Raw genomic sequence first — 17,446 nt, 5'->3', positions numbered from 1 at the left:
TGCGATATATATCAGAAAAATTGATACTATCGGATGCGTCTGCCATTTTCGCTAAAGGCCAGCAGCGTTTCCGGCGTCATCGTCAGCACTACCGGTTCGCCCGGTTTTGGGCGATGGTCGCTGCGGCATTCGATTGTCAGTTCGGTGCCCGTGCGGCTCAACGCATGCAGATATGCGATACCACCGAGTTCCTCGATGAATTCCGCCTTCACCTGCAGGGAGGCGGACCGAACCTGGCCATCCAGCGCCAACTGCTCAGGCCGGACGCCGATGAAAACCTTGGCCCCAGTCTGTGGCAAAGCACCCGTCAACGGTAAGGCAATCGAGGTTTCAGGTTGGTCGTCAAGCATGATGACCAGACGTCCATCGGCATTGCCGACGACCTTGCCGGAGAGAAAATTCATTCCCGGCGAACCGATAAAGCCCGCGACAAACATATTGTCGGGATTGCGGTAAAGATCGAGTGGCGCCCCGGCTTGCTGCACAACGCCCGCCTTCAGCACCACGATCTTGTCGGCAAGAGTCATCGCTTCGACCTGATCATGGGTGACATAGACCATCGTCGCGCCGATCTGGCGATGTAACCGGGCAATCTCCATGCGCATCTTCACACGTAGCTCGGCATCGAGATTCGACAGCGGTTCGTCGAACAGAAAAACCCGAGGCTGACGGACGATGGCGCGGCCGATCGCCACGCGCTGACGCTGGCCGCCGGAAAGCTGGCTGGGCTTGCTCTTGAGGTAATCGGTAAGACGCAGGACCTCGGCCGCCGCTCGCACCTTTTCGGCAATCTCAGCCTTGGGCCGCCTCGCCACGGAGAGGCTGAAGGCCATGTTGTCGAAGACGGTCAGATGCGGATAAAGCGCGTAGGACTGGAAGACCATGGCGACGCCGCGAGTGGAAGCTTCCTTGTGCGTCACATCCCGGCCTTCAATCTCGATCCGACCGCCTGACGTCTCTTCCAGTCCGGCAATCATGCGCAGCAAGGTCGATTTTCCGCACCCGGAAGGACCAACGAAGACGGCGAACTCGCCCTGCTCTATCTTGATGTCAACACCATGAATGACTTTCAACGCGCCGAAGGACTTGCTGACATCCGTCAACTGGATTCCTAAATTCTGGTCTTTGGCATTTTGAACGTCGGCACTCAGCATTCCCACCATGAGTCTGATCCTCCCGTGATCAACTCCCGCCGGACGGTGGCCTCTTCCGCCACCGTCCAGTGGATCCCGCTTGTCAGGCTGTTGCGACGGACAGCAGGATGAAGTGGTAGGATTTCGGCGGCAGCTTGCCGGCAAGAGCGCCCTCATCCGTCAGAACAAGGCCGGAGCCGTCCTTCGGCACGACGGCGTGCTGCGCGTCGACAGTGTTTCGGGCTCTGAGATCTTCGCCGGTCATGACCGTGTGCTTCTCGACTTTGACATTCTTGAAGCCCTGAAGCGCAACGGAAAGATCAAGTGATTGATCGACGCTGCGGTTGACGGCGAAAATCGCGATGCTCCTGCCGCCCTCATGCAGCACCGCCGATATGTCGAGATAGGGTACGTCCTGGGCGACCTCGCAATCATAGGTCGGCCCGGATGCCGAGACGTTTAACGCCGTTCCGCGCCCATACTTGGACGCAAGCTGCAACGGATAATAGATGGTTTGACGCCAGGCCGGGCCATCGGTGCGCGTCAGAATCGGCGCGATGACGTTCACGAGCTGCGCCATGCAGGCAATCTTGACGCGATCGGAACGACGAATGAACACATTGAGGAGCGAGGCGACGAACAACGCATCCTCGAGGTTATAGACCTCTTCGAGCAGCGCCGGAGCTTCCGGCCAATTCCAGCTCGCGATACGCTCGCCGTCCTCTTTGCGATCGTGATACCAGACGTTCCATTCATCGAAGCAGATCTTCACATCGCGCTTCGAGCGCTTCTTTGCCTTGATATAGTCGATGATGCCGCCGACGGTCACAATATAACGGTCAAGGTCCATCGCCTTGGCGAAGTAGTTGAGCGTATCCTGCTCCTCATTGCCGAAATATTTGTGCAGCGAGATATAGTCGACACTCTCGTAGGCCTGATCGAGAACGGTCGCCTCCCATTCGGGATAGGTCTTCATTTTGTCGTTGGACGAACCGCAGGCTACCGTCTCAAGCGTTTTATCGAAATATTTGAACGCCTTGCTGACCTCGTTGGCGAGATGACCATATTCCGCGGCACTTTTGTGGCCCACCTGCCAGGGACCATCCAACTCATTGCCGAGACACCAGATGCGGACATTGTGCGGGTCTTTGTAGCCATGCTTGATGCGCAGGTCGCTCCAATAGGTGCCGCTTGGATGATTGCAATATTCCAGGAAATTGCGGGCATCATCGAGGCCACGCGAACCCAGGTTCATGGCGAGCATCATTTCGGTCTTGGCGAGCTTCGCCCAATCGGAGAACTCATTTACGCCGACCTGGTTGGTTTCGCGCGTCCGCCAGGCTAGATCGAGACGCACAGGCCGCTCTTCGCGCGGACCGATGCCGTCCTCCCATCGATAGGCAGAAACGAAATTGCCGCCCGGATAACGCACGATCGGCATATCGAGATCGCGAACATACTCCAGAACATCCTGACGAAAGCCGTTCTTGTCTGCCGTCTTATGAGCCGGTTCATAAATTCCGGTATAAACCGCCCGCCCCATATGCTCCAAAAACGAGCCAAAGACCCGCTTGTCGACGTTGGAGACGGTAAAGTCCTTGTTGATGACGGCTTGAGCTTTCATCGTGTTCCCTCGCTTATTGCTGTTGATTGCTGGCGAGAGTACGATGGAAAATTTTTTAGTTCAAGTTTTTTGTTTTATATCGCATTTTTTGTTTTATTATGCAATTATGCCCCTTAACCGCTTCAATTGCACCAGCGCATCCTCCGCCAAAACAGTGGTCAACTCAGCCGATGGAAGCGACCGCGCCAATTTCGCCGCCTGACCGGACCAGAGGTTGGTGAAATCGCCGGAACCAGCCGCTTCGGCCTTGGCGCGCAGGGGCGCCAGTGCACCGCCGGCCGTCGGAAATGCTGGCGCTAAGTGGGAGAGTGGCCCAACTTCGCGCATGATACGGTTCATCACTCCCCTCGCCGGCCGTCCGGTAAAGACATTGGTCAACGCCGTGTTGTCGTCGCCTGCGCGCTCCAGTGCCGCGCGGTGAACCACAGGAATTTTCGCTTCGGGCGTAAACAGATAGCTGGTGCCGAGCTGTACAGCGGCGGCGCCAAGCGCGAAAGCTGCCGCAATGCCACGGCCGTCCGCAATTCCGCCGGCGGCGATAACGGGAACGGTGACAGCATCGGCAATCTGCGGCACCAGCGCCATCGTGCCGACCTGTGTTGCCATATCTTGCGTCAGAAAATTGCCGCGATGGCCACCAGCCTCAAAACCCATGGCGATGACAGCGTCGACGCCACGCTCGGCAAGCCACCGCGCCTCCGCCACCGTAGTTGCTGACGAGATAATCTTCGCGCCGGTTGCCCGTACCCGCTGGACCAGCGCCGCATCTGGCAATCCGAAATGAAAACTGACGACCTCGGGCCGATAGGCCTCTACGACTTCACAGAAGAAGGTATCAAAAGGCGCCCGACCACCTGTCGGGACTGGCGCTGCCGGATCAAGCCCCGTCTCGACATAATACGGCGCAAGCCGCGCTCGCCACGCCATATGTCGCGCCGGATCGTCATCAGGCATGGTATGGGTGAAGAAGTTGACATTGATCGGCATTTTCGTTGCCGCTCGTATCATATCCAGAGCCGCACGGAGTTGCTCAGCATTATATTGTGCGCTCGGCAGGGAACCGAGCCCACCCGCCTCGCTGACTGCAATCACCATCTCCGGCGTCGTCGCGCCTGCCATCGGGGCCTGGATGATAGGGATGTCGATACCGAACAGATCGAGAATCCTGTTGTCGGGCCATTGGCTCATCGCAAGCGCCTTTCATCTTTGATGCCCCCCAATCACTATTACCAGCCAAACGACGGCGGCGATAATGATTAGTTCAGACGAAAGTCATTGCGTCTGCCGGTCGAAACGTCGCGGTCCGGTCAATATGCTGCAGCAAAAAAACGTTGTCCGGGACAATGGCAAAACCTCTAAACGCAAAAAAAGCCCTCTCCCGTTAAGGAGAGGGCGAGATCGGAAAATTGCCGGCATACGGTGAAACCGGCAAATCATTAGGGCGGTCGAAAAAGTTGCGACAACACGGTATGTGCCGACGCTATTCAGGGCGCAGCCCTACCGCCTCTAATCCACCGCGAAATCGAATCGAAAATCAGGTCGGCGATCCACATGGCGCAAACACCGACCACGAAGGCCGTGGCGTTCATTGCAGCAACATCTTTTTGCGGCAACGGCCAGTTGACCGCGCGCAGATAGTAAAGCGCCGGCTCCGTCAGATAAGCCGCCGCCAAAGCCCCGCAAATGGGCGATGCGACGATTTCCCTGGTGGTATACCGACGACGGGATAGGCCGCGCAAAATGCCGCCTGAGAGGCCAGCGATGACAACACCAACCTTGATGCCTAGCGCATCGAGAAATTCGTTCACTGTCATGACCTGCCTCAACAAACTCCTGAGATTAAAATCTACGACCTCCGCTCGGCTGGAATGCGGGGGAAGGCGCTTTCATTTGACGACTGGCGGCTGGGGCTTCACCAACCCGGAGAGCCCGTCGCGGGTAATATTGACCACGATCTTGAGTGCGCCGAGAGCAGCGACGACACAGGCCGTGTAGCTTGGATTGAGGGAGGATTGCGAACATTCCAGTGTGCTATCACCAAGCTGCGTGCAACCCATTGCCAGGAGAATGGCCACCAGCAGAGCCGAGAAGGTGATCAATATGTTCAACGCATTGTGCAGAGCATTGGTATTCAACATAAAATATCCTTTTGAAGACATGAAATTTATGGTGCCTGCCGGGCGGCATTAAGAGCAGCATCGATTGTGGCATAGGCCCGCGCCACCTTTGCCAGGACATCCGCAGCAGTTTCCCGCTCCGGATCAGCGCAAAGGCTTCGCACGCCGAAGTAAGCCGCGGCTTCTTTGTCGATGGCCGATTGCTTGACTGTACCAAGCACGGCGATGGACATGAAAGCGGCATGCGCCGTTTCCAATGTTTGGCAAGCCTTCGGGAGATTTTGCCGGATCGACGTATTAAGCGATGCCGTCTGACAACCGGACAAAGCAAACCCCGCCATTGCTGCAAGGAGCAAAGCGCGCATGTAATAATCCTTTATAAGGGAAAATGATTGTATCGGGCCGCCGCGTCTGGCGGCGCCGATTAACGCGCCGCTTCGATCGCCGCGGCGAAGGATTTGGCATAGCCGGCAATGTCCGCTGCTCGATCAGTGCCATTGATGATTTTGCGAGCGCCGGCCCAGTCGGTCACGGTCGCGCTGAAGTAGTCGGTCAGCCTTTTGCCGGTGAACCTGCCGTTAATCATGCCGTCGAGCAGAATCTCGACAGCCTTGGCCGGATCGAGAGCTTGATCGGGGTCATCAGCGATACCGTATTTTGTATAGTTGTCGTGGCCGGTGATCTGCACCAGACCTCGCCCACGGTAGCGCCAGCCATCCCCACTCGCCTCGTCTCCATTTCCCATGCGGTTAGCATAGGCGCGATTCGCGATGCGCTGTGGCTGACGGGCATATATCGCCGCTTGCGCCGCCGTGAAGCATTTCGGAAATGTCGTTTTGAGGCCGACGGCCGAGTAATTGAGATTTTCGATGATGGCACACATCGTATTATCGCTTTCGTGATAAGCCGTCGCCAGCATGTAGGAGAGCCAGCGTGCATCGAACGGGCTCGCCTCCCAGGCATCGAGAATGGCCTCGATGCCGTTCACCTGATTTTGCGATAAGCGCCCGCCGAACAATGGCGTACGCACCGCCACAAAGAATTCCGCGCGATCCATAATGATCCTTTGGCTGATGTTAATTTGGGGTCGAAGTCGTGAATATCGCCCGGATATTCCCTGATATAAGCAATCCCAATTTTCTTCATGGAAGGATTGAAACTTTTACGCTCGTTTTTTCCCTCGCAAATGGGCGGTCTTTGCAAAGTCGCAGAGTGGGCTCTATACGGCTTCACCGCCCAGCGAGATCATCGTTGCCTATCGGCAGGCCGCATTGCTGAGTATTCAGGTGCGACTAGGGCTTCCTGTTTTGCCTCCGGCTGCACTCGCGCCTGTGCGAGCTGTTCGGCGAGATCGTCGACCACATTGGCAACACGTTCGATTTCACCTTGCAGAAACTCATTCTGCTTTTTGAGCGAATTCGAGAGGGCGGACACCAAGCTGTTCCTCTTATGCCGCGGCTGCCGGCCAAGCGAAGGCGTCAATATCCGCCGTGCTCTTGATTGAGCCTGCTGAAATGGCCTCGACAACCGCGTCCTCTGCGGCAAAGCTTGCTTGCACATGCGCGCCGACCGCATTTGCCACGGCGCTTACCTGCGCCAACGCCAAATCGACAAAGCCGCTGGCTGTCTTGAAATTCACCGTGACGGCCGGGTTTGCCTGGACGTATGCATAAGCACCGGCGATGAGCGCCTGGCTCTGCCGATCCGTCATGACCAACATGCCGTTGACAGTAATGCCGCCAGTCTCGATCGTATAGCGCTTGGCGGCCGCGTAGGCCGGCAGATCGACTGGCACTGGATCGGGAGACCAGCCGACGACGATCGCCGTCAGGCTGGGCGGCACTTCCGGCCAATCGCCGCCCGCATCGACCAAAGCCGTTTCCGGCTTATTGAGCTGGTCCATCACCGCTTGCTTGTCGGCCGCATCCAGGCCGCTGGTGATCTTGGCGGCAAGCGCCAACCAATAATCCGGAACGTTGTAAATCTGCTGCCGGCCGAGCCAGAAGGCAGCGCAAGCCATCCGGCGATCGGCTTTGTTCTCGGCACGAGCCGCAAGCAGCGCCTCGACCATCGGTTCATACATGCTGTCTATGCGGTACATGCGGTCTTTTCCTTTCAAAGCGTGCGTGCGTAGTCTTCAACGTTCTGCCAGTCGATGACAGCGGCGGCGCGGATTTCGGAGGGCGTGGTGGCAGTGGCAAGGGCTGCTTTCGCCCGTCGCCGAAGGCTTTCGATCATCGCCGAGCCATTGGCCCAATGACGATCGCGGGTGAGGATTTCGACGGCCTTTTCGAACCGGCTAACGCCATCGTCAGCCGCTTCGGCCGTGACATGCGGTGTCTCGTCTTCGGGCACATTCACGCCCTGCTGTCGATCGGCCGCGATCAGCAAAGCTTCTTGCCGCTTAATCGAGTAGACGGCCTCCTGACCTCGGCTGAGCGTCACGAACAACGCGCGTGCGCAGCCCACCTGATAGTCGATTTCGGTCCTGACTTGGACCCGCAGAAGCTCGGTGTCGGCACGTAGATCAAACCGCATGGATGGTCACCTTGAAATCTCGGAAGGCGGCGGGCGCAATGAAAGAGAATTCGAAGTCGCCAACGTCGTCGGTTGTGAAGGAAAAGGCGTCGTCGCTTAGCGCGACGATCTGGCCGTTATGGATAACCGAGGTGCCGGCCGGGACGGAAAAGCTGACTGCGTCATTGCCATCTGCCTTGATCGTGTAGGCCGTCACAGAGGCGGCAATTCCTTTCGCTGTGATGATGGCATTGAACACATAGCAGTGGACGTCAATGTCGCGGTCGTATTGGTCGGCCGGCACTTCCACGGCTGCAAAGCCCTCGCCATAGATGCCGGCGTAGACCGGCAACATGCTGCGGGCACAGTCGCCGCTTTGCCTGATTTTCCCGTCAGGCCCGCAGATGATGTAGTGCACAAGCGGATCGTATTCGCTCATGGTGTTACCTCTTGAAGGCCGTAGCCGTGATGTTGCTTTCATTCCATCCGACCGTGCTTTGCGGGCAGAATATCTGCAGGATGTAGGTGTGGTTGCCTGGGCCGGGAGCGTCGTAAAGGCCTGAAACGGCGACCAGTCCGGCCGTGTAGGACGTCTGCGTGGTGCTGCCGTTGCTGCCGCCCGTTGTGAAAACGTCGGTCTTTACGATCCCGAGATAATAGACCTGCGAAAAGATCGCGACCCCGTCACGGAAGATGTTGCAGCCGATCGGCTGCGCGTTCTGCGAATTGCCATTCTGGTTGTACTGACCGATGGTCATGGCATCGATCAGCACCCGACCGTCACCGGCGACATTGACAACACAGCTCACCAGATTGACAGTCCCACCAGCACCGATCGTTTGTGTCCCGGCAACGCGGCCAACGCCCATCGCCGAAGTCGCTCCGCCAGAAATATTAGACGTCCCCACCTGCAGCGAGCCGATGACGGCCGAACTGATGTTGACGGCGCCGAGGCTAGCGGTGATGGCGTCCAGGCTGTTGACCGAGATCTTGTTGGCGGTCACGGCACCGTCGACGATCAGCTCGGCCGAGACAGCGCGACGCATGACCGGCTTTGACCAATAGGTCGATGTGCCCGACCCGGCCGTCCTGTCGGTGAACAGGTCCATGCAGATACGATTGTAGCCGGAGGGAACGGTTATCCTGCCCTGCAGGCGCACCCATTGGTTCTTGAGGTCGGTGAACGCCGCTTGCGGATAAGCGTAGCCACCGGCCGGGGTGAGCAGCCTGCCGATGATGGCTGCCCGAGAGGAGTCGGTGTTGTAAACCCAAACATCGAAGGCATAGATCTCGCCAGCCGTGCACATGATCCAACTGGATGCGGCCTGTTCCCGCCCAATGGACTGATAGACCCAGCCGGAGGCATCGCCGCTAACGGTGTCGAGATAGAAGGCCTGATTATAATTCAGCGTCCAGCCGTCGAGTGTGCCTGTCTGCCAGCCGTTGTCGGCCATATTGGAGAAGTCCGTCAGCACGAGCTGCTTGGCGGTGATTGCGTCGGCCGCGATCTGTGATGCACCGATGGTATTGGCGGCGAGTTTGTCGCCAGTGATGGTGGCGGCTGCAATCGTAGTAGCGGTCACCGCACCGACTGCGATCTTGCCGGCGGTGACCGCATTGGCGGCGATCGCGTCTGCGGTCACTGCATTGGTCGCAATCTTGTCGGCCGTGATTGCATCGGCGACGATGCCGCCATTGGTGATCACCACCACGCCGCCATCGCTCCAAGGTGTGGCCTCCGTCGCGTTCGGCGGGCAGCGGCACAGCATCGGCTTGTTGATGAACATATAGCTATCGGTTGAGCCGGTGTTCGTCTCCCATTTGCGGAGATGAATTGCCACAGCAACCGCATTGGCGGGAGCGGCACCAACGCATCGGAGACGTGTCCAGAGGTCGGGATTCGTCGAACTGCCCGCGATAGCGTTGTTCTGACTGGGCGCAGAAAAGCTGATTGCGTCACCGTCAGCGCCGATCCACTCCAACCGCAGTTCGGTTAGGCAGCGATGGGCGGCGACATAGGCGGATACCTCGAACCAGTCGCCGGGCGCACAGGGCATGCCATATTTGAGGTCGCCCGCCAGCGCTGGGAGATCGGGCCGCGCCCAGCGAATGTCGTTGTAGTAGTTGTTTCCTGTATTGGGGCCGTTCTGCCACAACATCAAGGTCGGACAGTTCGGCCCTGACCATGTTTCTGTGACAGCACGGATGCGGAACGTTTGATTGGGAATTGTGCCGCTGTGGAAAGTGGCCCAGCAATCCATACCCATGGTAAAGCCTGCGTTCTGCAGCAGGTTCTTTCCAGAGCCAACGGCAAGCGCGTCCGTCGTGACGGCGTTGGAAGCGATCTTGTCTGCGGTCACGGCATCTGCTGCGATCTGCGAGGCAGACACCGCACCGGCCGCGATTGTTCCCGCCGTCACGGCATTTGCAGCAAGCGCCCCTGCTGTCACAGCCCCTGCCGCAATCTTGGTGGCGGTAATTGTCCCGTCGACAATCAGATTGCCGGTGTTGCGGCGCTGGCAAGAAACGAAGCCAACATCATAGCCACCAGTGGTGATAATCCCGGCTGCCACGGTCACGTCGATCCATGCATATACAGCAGTGGCCGGAACGGTGACAACCGCGTTCCTCTCAATATAAGATGTGTCGGCAGAGGTGTAGTTCCCGACAGTTGGCGCGCTGACGAGCGTTGACTTGTCTGCCAGCAGAAAGCGCATACGCACCGTGAGGGGATTGTTGGGTGCCCCTACCGCCTTTGCAAACACCTGTAGGAAATACTGCTCGCCGGGAAGGACGGGAAAAATATTGAGATTTCTGGATGCGAGGCCAGTCGCGCCTACGCCGATGTTCATATGCCAATTGCCGGTATAGGCGTTTGACGGATCGTTCACGATGGTAATGCCAGTCGTCTTCGTCCAGCTTATATCGCCCTCTCCGAAGTTCGGGTTTTCAACGCGGTTCGTAAGGTCGCCGAGAACCAGCTTGTCGGCGGTGATCGCATTGGCTGCGATGTTGGCTGCAACGACGCTGTTCGCCTGCAGTTTCGGGGTCGAGATGGCATTGTTAGCAATTTTCGCCGTCGTGATCGCATTGTCGGCGAGCTTGCTGGCATCGACCGCAAGCGCAGCGAGCTGCTGATCGGTGATGGCCGCGTTGGCGATCTGCGATGATATGAGCTGGCCGGTGATGTCGGCGGACGGAACGGCGGAGGTCCAGGCGCCATCATGATAGCGATAGAGCTTGCCATCGGTCGTTAGAAAAACCTGCCGCCCTTCAACGCTGCCCGTGGTCGGGAGGGCGGAAACGACTTCGACTGCCTTGATGTTGCTCGCGAGGCTGGTTGCATCCACCGCGCCCTGGGCAAGCTTCGCCGCGGTCACCGCACCATCGGCGAGCTTCGTGGAGATCACGGCACCGCTTGCCAGCACATCAGCGGTCACGGCGGCAACTTGTATCTTCGCGGTCGAGACAGCCTCGTCGGCCAGCTTCAGATTGCTTACCGCCTCATCCATGATCTTTTCGGCGGTTACGGCGGCATCGGCGATCTTGGAGGCGATGATGGCACCATCGAGCACGTCGCCCGATTGGATCAGAACATTCGGCGTCTTGACCGCAAGCCAAGCCGACCAATCCGTGGCACGGTTGGACTTGGGAATGTAACGACCCCTCGCCTCGTAGTCGGTGTTCGACAATGTCCATTGCCCCGAAATCACCCAGGAGAATGGCGTAGCATAGCGAGTGCTGTCGCTGTCGAAGACGATATCGCCGGCCTCCTTTAGCCGGACTTGCACCCACACACGCTCGACATCGTCCATATCTGGCGCGCAGCTGATCTTGATCGCCGGCCGACGATCGATGCCGCCGGCGTCTTTCACGGTTGCCGGCTCGACGGTCCAGCCGACCATTGGCTGCGACGGCGGCGTGATCGGGCCGATCCAGCCGGTAGCGGTGGGCAGTTGCAAGCCGCTGTGCCAGTCGTAGTCGGAAGGATCGACTTCCTTCAGCGTGACGACGATGAGGAAATTCGGCTGTGGCTCGACTTTGACGACAAGAAATTTCTTTTCGTCATAGCCATTACGCGCAGACGTCCAGGAAACGACATCGTTCGGCTCCAGCGGATAGGCGTCCGGCGGCAGCGATACCTGGTGCACGCGGAAGCGCCGGTAATCCTGGATCATAGCCAGGCCGACACGCTGCACCTGATTGGCAAACGGGACCGCCGGCAACTGGATCTGCGCCGGAAGACGGCGATTGCCGTCCTGAGCTTCCAGATCGGCGTTGTAACGGCCGGGCGCATCCTTTGTCGCCCACTTCTCGGTGGGCTCCGGATAGGTCGCCTCGATGGCGTTGTAGGTGTCGGAAAGCGACGGAAACGGCTGGAAATCCTGCTCCTCCGTCGCGACGATATCGTCATCGGAGAAGGAATAGACAGCGCCGCCGGGGGTGCTGATCAGCACCTTGAAGATACCGCCAACTTCGGCCATGCGCCCGTTGCAGGCCTTCAGGAGTTCGGAGACCACATCGAGCGGTTGTTGATCGCATTGCACTTCGTAGCCGGCGCGGAAGGCTGGTTCGCTGCCGCCGCCATCGAGCGCCACAGCGGCGTCGCAAGCGTTTGCGGCCGCCATCCAGTTTGCGTAGGGCAGGCAGAAGGCGCCGATATTCTGGCCGCCATAGACCCACTCCTGACCGTAATAGACGCCGCGCGCCAGATTGTAGATCATCGTGGCTGGATTGCTCGTCGGCTCCCACGTGGCAGGATTATTCCAGCGATGGGCGCCGTTGCCGCCGACAGACGAATCCTTGCGGATATCGTAGATCGGCACCGGATGCGGCTGGTAGAGGCCGGCGGGAATGCCGGAAAAGAGATTGGTATTATAGCGCGCCGTCAGAATGACGACCTGACAGCCAAGGCCGACCATCGTCGGCTTCCACGGGCGATCAGGGTTGGCGCCGAATTTCGCGGTCAGAAATGCGTCAGCGCCTGACTGCGTGCCGTCGAGGAATTTGATCCAGAGATAGTCCTTGCCATTCACGCGATATTGCAGCACCGGGAAGCCGCGCCCATCGGGATGCGGCTCTTCCCAGAGCACGCCGACCTGCTGATCATCGATCCAGACGCTGGTGAGGCCGCGCTCGCCCGCATAATTGGGCAGGCTGCCGACTTCGATGACATCGGTGAAATAGGCATTCGGCGTCTTGCCGTCTTCGCCCCAGGAGCCCGCATATTTGCGGCGGCCGGCGGTGGCGTAGCTGCCGATGATGAACGACATGGGGTGATCATCGCCCATGTTGATCTCAAGTTTGGCGCCAGCCGGCTGCGGCTGCTCTTTCTTCGCCAGCGCCTTTTCGACCAGCGACAGGCCGACATTGATAGCGACTGTCAGCAGCAGCTTGCCGATGCTGATCGAGCCGAGGAAGTTTGAAATCGCTGTGATCGCCAAGGTGATCGGATCGGCATGCGCGGCATCCGCCATCAGCCAGAAGCCGAGGACGTTCAGGATCAAAATCAGAATTTTCATGGATCTGGCGACCTCGAAATGGCGCATAAAAGGGGTGTGCCACCGACGGGATCGGCAGCGACAAGTCACCAATAGGTGAGGAAAGAAGACGTGACGTCCGCGCTGGCTCAGCCGACCTTGAAGGCCCGCTCGGCGTCGAGCAGATCGACCGTGCCGAGCCCGGTCTCGCGCAGCACGAAGATGCGCTCGCCATTGACCACACCAAGCGCGTAGCCGAAGGGGCCTTCGTGGGGGATCGCGGCGATATCGCCGATATGGGCCTGGCTCGGATGGATTTCCGGCAGCATGGTGGCGACGAGATCGGCGAGATTGTCGAAGCCGGCCTCCTTCACGGTCTTCAGCGCGCCGGCGGCCGTCGAATATTCGCCGCGAAACTGCGCGGCGCAATCGACGCCGGTGATCGCCAGCACCAGATTGCCCGCCAGTCCCGGCCCGCAATCATGGCTGCCCCAGGCAAAGGGCGTGCGCTTCAGCCGGTCGATCTCGGCGACGAAGCGTGCACGCCAGTTCTTGACCCTCACAAGCTCGGTCATGATTTCTGCCCCCAAGGAATCTGCCAGTTGGCGACGGTGCTGGAATAGAGGCCAAACTCGTCGCCGCTGCGGCGCTTCTGGCCTTCATAGGAGGATTTGGCCGGGTTGGTGCGTTCCAGCATGGCGATGGCGGCCGAAATCGCGGAAATCTCGATGTCGCCGTCCTGGCCGACCGCCGGCGTCTTGATCGGCGCGCCATCGGCAACGCCGAGAAAGGCGATTTCCGGCGCCGCACTCGGCAAGCGCGTGCCGGTATCGAACGACATGTCGTGGATTTCGATCGGCGCCAGCCGCAGATCGTAGCCGCGCAGGAGCTGCTGCACGACGGGCGCGATCTGGCCGATGGTGATGGTCACGGTTTGGATCGTCAAATCAGCCGTGCGCGGGATCGGGCTCACCTTCAGATTGAGGCCGCCATAATAGGTCCGCGCCTCCGGCAGACCGGTGGTACCCGAAGTGACGGTGATGTTGATGTCGTCATCGCCGGTCCAGAGGCCGATCGACGCGGGCGCGCCGCTGGCGAGATCCTTGCCAGTGATCCATACGAAACGGCGGGGCACGAGCCCCTTGTCGCGCGCGCCGGTCAGCGCCGCGAAGAAGGCAGAGGTGATGTTCTTCATCGTCTATTTCTTCTGAATGACCTTGAAGGTGGCGCCGGAGGTGATCGGGCCGCTCGCGGTGCCGGGATTGTAGCTGCCCGGCGTGATGAGGCACTTGCAGGCCGGCCGCAGCAACGCCACGGCGAGACCGGCGGCAAAGCCCGCCGGCAGATGCGGGAAGACGCCGAAGACCGGGGTCGTTCCCGCGCCATTTGCCGTCACCGTCTCCGACACTTCGAGAAAGGCATAGCGGTCGCCATAGGCAACCTGCATCTTGTCGCCGACAGTCAGCCGATAGCCACCCGGCAGGCCATTGAAACTGATAGAGGCATTGTCGGCCCCGAGCGCCGCGACGCTGACGCTCGCGGCCCCGAGCTTCGTCCCGTCAGGATCGGCCTGCGGATATATCGACAACGGATCATAAAGAAAAAGCGCCTCCTGGGCGCCGTGAAGTTTGCGGATGCGAGCGGCGATCTGTTTCGCCTCCGCATTGTACATGTCAGCCAGCGTCACCGTTCCGATCCAGAGCGGCGGCGCCAGCTCCGCCTGCCAGACCCGGCCATCGCCGGAGCCGGAAAGCTCGTCATTGCGCTGAATATCCCAGACGACGCTGGAGATCTTCAGGAGATCGGCGAAATCCGGCAGGCTATAGGGGTAGGAAATAGCCATCAACGCCTCCGGGGATTGCGGTTGATCTGCGCGACGCGATCGGGAAGCTGCTGATTGAAATCATTCAGCCCCTGCCGCGTCGAAGTCTGCGCTTCGCTCTGGGCGACATTCTTCACATAGGCCTTCAGATTGCCGTTCTCATCGACGGAAACCCCGACCGTGACATGCACGCCGGAATTGGCGCCAGAGGCGGTATTCTGGTTGACGGCCTTCAGGCGACGATTGGGAACGAAGCCATCCGGCTGCGCTCTCGCAAACCGTGGCCCACCATCCGCAACCAAACCGCCATCGGCATAGCCGCGCCGCCCGAGACGCATTGCCTCGACGACACCAATGCCGCCGGCACGGGCGATATCCTTCTGGCTCCAGACGATTTCGCCAGCATGAACGACACCGGCGGGGTCATTGACGCCGCCGGGGCCGGTGTAGCCGCCGTCTGCGAACAACCCGCCCAGGCCGCTGGCAATGGCGCTCGCCGCCTGTGGCGACTGCGCAAGAATGCCGAGATCTAGCCCACCGCCGCCGCCGAAGAGCCCACCGCCACCAAACAGACCGCCGCCGGCCGCCGCGCTATTAACCTTGAACAGGCTGTTGAGCACATCGTTCAGCAACCTATCGGAAATCTTGGTGAGCACGGAAATTGCGGCGTTCCCCAGGGATTTCCAGAGACCTTCGCCATTGCGCAAGCCATTGACGAGCGTCGAAGCGAAATCGCCGGCAAGCTCACGGGCATATTTCAGCTGTTCATTATAGCGAATGATATTGGCCGAGGCCGAATTCATGTCGATCGGGAGGCCATATTGCTTCTGCGTGGAGGCGACTTTCTGATCGACGGTCGAGCGGCCCATCTGCTCCTACTGGAACTGGATGTCACCCGCCAGCTTCCCCAACGACTGTGCTTCCGCAAGGCGCTGATAGGCGGCAGCCTGGTCGTTGGCCGCCTTGGTCAATTGCGGCATCTGCGCCAACTGCGCCGCGCCGCTTTTCTGGAGATTGTCGCTGCCTTGCTTTAGTGTCACAACCTTCGAGTTAAGGTTGTCAGTAGCAGCGGCAGATTGGTCTGAAGCCTGGGCGGTAAGCCTTGTTTGCTCGGCATAAGCTGCGGAGGATTTCGTCGCAGTGTCAGTGGCCCTTGCCGATTTCTCAATAGCGGCTTCGCTGTTGGCTCGTTCTGTCACCCCATTTGCATCTGTGTTCGCAGATTGACCCGCGACTGTTGCGACAGAACTCGTTTCTGCAGTCGAATTGGACAAACGCAATAATGGAATAAGCAATTGAGCGACCGCGGCTATCCCGTCCACAAACCCGGAGGAATTAGTTGCCCATTCGCCTAATCTTGAAGCAACTATTTGCGTTGCAGCATCGGCTCCGCCAGCCTTGTTGATACTTTGTGCGCTACCCAAAGTTGCCGGCGCGCCTCCGTTAGCCATATAGCTTGCAACCGCAGCTTTCGCTTCAGTACTCGTCTCTTGGATTTTTTCCAATCTCGACGAAATCAAGCCGGCGTATTTATTTTCCCAGGACGCCTGCAACGCCTCCAAGTCTGGAGCAACATCCGCATTTTCCGGCTTCGCTCTAACTTTCGCGATCCCTTCACTAAGTCTCTTCACGTCTTCTGGTACAGCGTCCATGTGCTGCAGCCCGTTGATCAATTTTTCCAATGGCGCTGCCAACTCATAATAGCTCGCGCCTGGGGTGTTTCTCTGAATTCTTGCGTCATCAATAATACTATACTTTTCTTTCATAAAATTACTTAAATTTTTCTCCGCATTACCGTATTTTTTATTTATCTATGTTCTACTTTCATATATAGTACTTGCCACACTGAGCATTTTCTTGGCATCTTCGGCATCTTTTTGAAACTGTGGCAAAGGGCTGCGCTCGCTTCTATCTTTTTTTTCTTTATAGTCTTGGTTTATTTGGTCAAACGCTTCGGCTTGCTTATTGAAATCGGTTTCTCGCAACAGTTGGACCAAAATATTATCGCCTTGATTGGCCGCAAAATTTACTCTTGGGTCACGAACAATCGGGCTAACGAGCTTCCAAAACCGGTCTATTGCTTCGCCGGCTTCCTGAGCTTCGCTCTTGCGAAGAGGTTCGCCTGCCTGCGAGGCATGGTCGCGAATAAAATCAAAGTTGGAATATCCGGTGGGACGACTAACATCTAAGGTGGTTCCCTTGACGCTGTTGGCTGTCGCTTGTGCGGATGGCGGTACAGTATTGTTGAGCTGTGCAACCGCATACGTGCTCGTGAGGCTTGCCGTTGTCTTGCCGTTCGCGGCACCAAATTTTGCAACTTCAGCATTTGCTTTAGCGATCACACCACCAGCGACGCGGACCTTACCATTCATGTCGTCAACAGCACGCGCTGCTGCGCCGGTTGCCTTTTCTGTACGCCCTGTTTCCGCATTCCAAGCTTTGAGGTCGCCAGTAGCGATACGCACGTTCGACGTATCAATCGCTACACCAAGAGATGCAACGTCTATCATAAGCTTTCCTTTTCGATGCATCCCGATTTAAGGTGAAACAGGAAAAATCGGGGATGATAATGAGGTTCCACCGCTGCCGGCGGCGTTCTGTGCGTGTACAATCGGCAGCAAGCCCTAGCCGACGACGAGCAAAATCGTGTTCATTTGACTGATCAAGTTATTGATAAACAGTCGATATGCGCCAACGAGAACCTTTAGAGAACAGGCTCATTGACACGCGGAATATCGCGTGCGATGTTCGCC

18 protein-coding genes are annotated in these 17,446 nt (G+C 58.4%); all 18 read right to left on the bottom strand.

The window, feature by feature from the left end; genetic code table 11:
- Positions 1–26: 26 nt before the first annotated feature.
- The 18 genes from PY649_RS01120 to PY649_RS01035 all read right to left on the bottom strand — a co-directional run bounded on the left by PY649_RS01120 (position 27) and on the right by PY649_RS01035 (position 17,203).
- Positions 27–1,154 carry an ABC transporter ATP-binding protein gene (locus PY649_RS01120; RefSeq protein ID WP_432761315.1) on the bottom strand — a complete coding sequence of 376 codons (1,128 nt, stop codon included), beginning with the start codon at positions 1,152–1,154 and terminating at the stop codon, positions 27–29.
- An 82-nt stretch (positions 1,155–1,236) separates the two neighbouring features.
- On the bottom strand, positions 1,237–2,757 hold the full coding sequence (arfA, locus tag PY649_RS01115; RefSeq protein ID WP_285866238.1) for an arabinosylfuranosidase ArfA: 1,521 nt from the start codon (positions 2,755–2,757) through the stop codon (positions 1,237–1,239).
- Positions 2,758–2,853: 96 nt separating this feature from the next.
- Positions 2,854–3,945 carry an NAD(P)H-dependent flavin oxidoreductase gene (locus PY649_RS01110; protein WP_285866237.1) on the bottom strand — a complete coding sequence of 364 codons (1,092 nt, stop codon included), beginning with the start codon at positions 3,943–3,945 and terminating at the stop codon, positions 2,854–2,856.
- Positions 3,946–4,241: 296 nt separating this feature from the next.
- Entirely contained in the window at positions 4,242–4,571 is a 330-nt protein-coding gene (locus PY649_RS01105; protein WP_285866236.1) for a hypothetical protein, read from the bottom strand.
- Positions 4,572–4,643: 72 nt separating this feature from the next.
- On the bottom strand, positions 4,644–4,895 hold the full coding sequence (locus PY649_RS01100) for a hypothetical protein (protein WP_285866235.1): 252 nt from the start codon (positions 4,893–4,895) through the stop codon (positions 4,644–4,646).
- A 26-nt stretch (positions 4,896–4,921) separates the two neighbouring features.
- Positions 4,922–5,239 (bottom strand): cell wall anchor protein, encoded by a 318-nt coding sequence (locus tag PY649_RS01095; RefSeq protein ID WP_285866234.1) that lies wholly within the window; start codon positions 5,237–5,239, stop codon positions 4,922–4,924.
- Between the two features lie 59 nt (positions 5,240–5,298).
- A complete protein-coding gene (locus PY649_RS01090) occupies positions 5,299–5,931 on the bottom strand; it encodes a hypothetical protein (RefSeq protein WP_285866233.1) in 633 nt (210 codons plus the stop codon).
- Positions 5,932–6,119: 188 nt separating this feature from the next.
- Positions 6,120–6,308 carry a hypothetical protein gene (locus PY649_RS01085; RefSeq protein WP_285866232.1) on the bottom strand — a complete coding sequence of 63 codons (189 nt, stop codon included), beginning with the start codon at positions 6,306–6,308 and terminating at the stop codon, positions 6,120–6,122.
- Between the two features lie 13 nt (positions 6,309–6,321).
- Positions 6,322–6,975, bottom strand: coding sequence for a DUF4376 domain-containing protein (locus PY649_RS01080; RefSeq protein WP_285866231.1), 654 nt, complete (start codon positions 6,973–6,975; stop codon positions 6,322–6,324).
- A gap of 14 nt (positions 6,976–6,989) precedes the next feature.
- The gene (locus tag PY649_RS01075) at positions 6,990–7,412 is read right to left on the bottom strand and encodes a hypothetical protein (protein WP_285866230.1); all 423 of its coding nucleotides are present in this window, start codon (positions 7,410–7,412) and stop codon (positions 6,990–6,992) included.
- On the bottom strand, positions 7,402–7,830 hold the full coding sequence (locus PY649_RS01070; RefSeq protein ID WP_285866229.1) for a hypothetical protein: 429 nt from the start codon (positions 7,828–7,830) through the stop codon (positions 7,402–7,404). The genes PY649_RS01075 and PY649_RS01070 overlap by 11 nt, the downstream gene beginning before the upstream one ends.
- Before the next feature lie 4 nt (positions 7,831–7,834).
- Positions 7,835–12,913, bottom strand: coding sequence for a phage tail protein (locus PY649_RS01065; RefSeq protein ID WP_285866228.1), 5,079 nt, complete (start codon positions 12,911–12,913; stop codon positions 7,835–7,837).
- Positions 12,914–13,020: 107 nt separating this feature from the next.
- Positions 13,021–13,446: a DUF6950 family protein gene (locus tag PY649_RS01060; RefSeq protein WP_285866227.1), complete on the bottom strand. Its 426-nt coding sequence runs from the start codon at positions 13,444–13,446 to the stop codon at positions 13,021–13,023.
- A complete protein-coding gene (locus PY649_RS01055; RefSeq protein WP_285866226.1) occupies positions 13,443–14,066 on the bottom strand; it encodes a hypothetical protein in 624 nt (207 codons plus the stop codon). Before PY649_RS01055 ends, PY649_RS01060 begins: the two co-directional genes overlap by 4 nt.
- Before the next feature lie 3 nt (positions 14,067–14,069).
- Positions 14,070–14,714: a hypothetical protein gene (locus tag PY649_RS01050; RefSeq protein ID WP_285866225.1), complete on the bottom strand. Its 645-nt coding sequence runs from the start codon at positions 14,712–14,714 to the stop codon at positions 14,070–14,072.
- Complete coding sequence (locus tag PY649_RS01045) at positions 14,714–15,562, bottom strand: phage tail tape measure protein (RefSeq protein WP_285866224.1); 849 nt, start codon at positions 15,560–15,562, stop codon at positions 14,714–14,716. Before PY649_RS01045 ends, PY649_RS01050 begins: the two co-directional genes overlap by 1 nt.
- A 6-nt stretch (positions 15,563–15,568) precedes the next feature.
- Positions 15,569–16,459: a hypothetical protein gene (locus PY649_RS01040; RefSeq protein WP_285866223.1), complete on the bottom strand. Its 891-nt coding sequence runs from the start codon at positions 16,457–16,459 to the stop codon at positions 15,569–15,571.
- Positions 16,460–16,504: 45 nt separating this feature from the next.
- Entirely contained in the window at positions 16,505–17,203 is a 699-nt protein-coding gene (locus PY649_RS01035; RefSeq protein WP_285866222.1) for a hypothetical protein, read from the bottom strand.
- Between the last annotated feature and the right edge of the window lie 243 nt (positions 17,204–17,446).

Source organism: Rhizobium mayense, from assembly GCF_030272705.1.
GTDB classification, from domain to species: domain Bacteria; phylum Pseudomonadota; class Alphaproteobacteria; order Rhizobiales; family Rhizobiaceae; genus Rhizobium; species Rhizobium mayense.
Note: the sequence above shows the minus strand (reverse complement) of the source record. Positions and strands in the feature narration are given on the sequence as shown.